Origin of the sequence: Vibrio sp. 1F263 (assembly GCF_041439035.1) — a bacterium.
Lineage (GTDB): Bacteria > Pseudomonadota > Gammaproteobacteria > Enterobacterales > Vibrionaceae > Vibrio > Vibrio tasmaniensis_A.
The window spans coordinates 1-1,085 of sequence record NZ_JBGONI010000136.1; the positions used below are offsets into that span (position 1 = coordinate 1).

Annotated in this window: 1 protein-coding gene; it reads right to left on the bottom strand. The window is 43.5% G+C overall.

What is annotated here, in order from left to right; translation table 11 throughout:
- Nucleotides 1–1,048, bottom strand: a 1,048-nt coding sequence (locus ACED25_RS23520) for a hypothetical protein (RefSeq protein WP_371696279.1), incomplete at its 3' end; no start/stop codon positions are given.
- Nucleotides 1,049–1,085 lie beyond the last annotated feature (37 nt).

Genomic DNA, 1,085 nt, shown 5'->3' on the forward strand with positions numbered 1-1,085 from the left:
TAGCCCAGTCGGGTCCTATAAATTCAAAATGAATGTCTGTTACCTTGTTGCTGGTCAGCTCAGGTGTCAGAAATATTCTAGGCGTAAATTGCAGGTATCGTTCCTTGGGGTATAGAGGCAGATGGATGTCGAGTTGGTGTTTAATGGCCGATTGGATCTCTGAGTGTGCTTGAGTGTAGCATTCTGACCATTCAAGACTTTTTGCCGCCTCAATGGGTGACATGCCCCGGGCATATAAATCGATATAGGGTGTCCAATCTATCTTGATGTATCGGTATGGGATTTTTTTGAGATGCGCTGCAAATGCCTTAAACCATTCTTTCCATTGGTCGTCATATTCGTGGGTCATTTTTCCGTTGAGATAATTAAGACCTTTGCGAGTAAAAGTGACGCACCTTTGATCATCGTTGAGTTCTAGGTAATTTTCTGAAATCAGTTGCTCTAAGATGTCTCTGATTAGCATGCCAGAGTGTGGGTAAACATCCAAAGCGCGCTCTTTTGCTTGAGACTTGCTCAAGCTCATTCGCTTTTCTTTCATGTGCGCTAGATACTGAGTGTTGATAGGGTCTACTTGGTAATTTTTTGTTCTTGGCCACAGCCAATCTAAAAGGTCGCGGGCATAGGCCGTATTCGGTCCTAATTCTAACGTATAGGACGTTGGCGCTTTGGGTAGGGGGGGAAGCTCTTCTTTATTGCCATTCATGGCGTTTAACTCTTCGGTAGTTAAGTTTCTTAGTATGACATGGGTAAAGCCTTCAATATTGTCGATGTGCTCCCCCAAGCTGACTCTGACACTTTGGATGAAAGGAATGATGGATGCTTGGTTAAATAGAATGTTGTGGGTTGGCTCGTGGTGCGTGACTGCTTGCGCTTTTAAGTCGTCCCAGTCGCCATAACCTACCGCTTGAGCGCAAATCGATAACCATGTGTTTTTTTCGGTGGCGTTGCCCTGAATGATTTCAGCGAAGGTAAGTTGATCGAATATAGTGTGTAATTGTTTCTTTAATATCGGTAGATGGTCAGAATTAAAGAGGGTCTTATTTGACATGGTAATTCCTTGATGAATGAACGTAAAAAAGCCTTGC